Annotated in this window: 1 pseudogene; it reads left to right on the top strand. The window is 66.8% G+C overall.

Annotated elements, in window-relative coordinates:
* Positions 1 to 75 precede the first annotated feature (75 nt).
* Positions 76 to 1,079: pseudogene (locus JHN45_RS52090) on the top strand (IS5 family transposase).
* Positions 1,080 to 1,101 lie beyond the last annotated feature (22 nt).

Consider the following 1,101-nt stretch of genomic DNA (forward strand, 5'->3'; position numbering starts at 1 on the left):
TAGGGCCTGTGTGACGTCGTGATCAATCTCGGGTTCTGGTCCCTTGCGGGGGTAGGACCTGGTAGGACGCTGGGTGTGACACGTAGGCAACTCACCGACGAGCAATGGGAGTTCATCGAGCCGTACCTGCCGATAGGCGAGTACGGTCCGTACCCCGAACGGCTGCGGGAGCAGTTCGAAGGGGTGATCTGGCGGTTCCGGTCCAGCGCGCAGTGGCGGGAGATGCCCTCCGGGTTCGGACCGTGGCCGACGGTCTACGGACGCTTTCGCGTCTGGCGGGACGCCGGGGTCTTCTCCGCTCTTCTGGAAGGCATGATCGCCGAGGCCGCTCGCCGGGGACAGACGGACTTGTCCCTGGTCAGCGTGGACTCCACTACGGCCCGCGCCCACCACGACGCAGCCGGGATGCACCTCGGCAAGGACGTCATGGACGCCCTGGAGGAAGCCGCCGCCGAACAGGAGCGGGCCCGGCAAAAAGGGGCGGCCCGCCGGGACAGAACGGGCAGAACGGCGGGGACGACCCCGAGCAGGAAGAGCGACGGCGTATCAGGCGACGGCGCAAGTTCCGGCTGAACCAAGCCCTGCTCGGCAGATCCCGTGGCGGACTGACGAGCAAGATTCATCTCGCCGCGGACCGCAGGTGCCGTCCGCTGTCCCTCGTGCTGACCGCAGGACAGGCCGGCGACAGCCCGCAGTTCGTCCCTGTGTTGCAGAAGATTCGGGTCCGTCTGCCTGTGGGTCGGCCTCGAACCCGGCCCGGTGCTGTCGCCGCGGACAAGGCCTACTCGTCCCGCGCCAACCGCTCTTACCTGCGGAAACGCAACATCAAGGCCGTCATCCCGGAGAAGAAGGACCAGGCCGCCAACCGGAAGAAGAAGGGCAGCCGGGGCGGCCGCCCCACACGCCACGACGCCGATCTCTACAAGGAGCGGAACACCGTCGAGCGGCTCATCAACAAGCTGAAGGCCTGGCGGGGCATCGCCACTCGATACGACAAGACGCCCGAGAGCTACCTCGCCGGCCTCCACCTCCGCGCCTCAATGATCTGGATCAACGACCTCCTCAAGGCAACTGGCTGATCACGACGTCACACAGGCCCTA

It is taken from the genome of Streptomyces sp. MBT53, from assembly GCF_016654115.1.
In the GTDB taxonomy this organism is placed as follows: Bacteria; Actinomycetota; Actinomycetes; order Streptomycetales; family Streptomycetaceae; genus Streptomyces.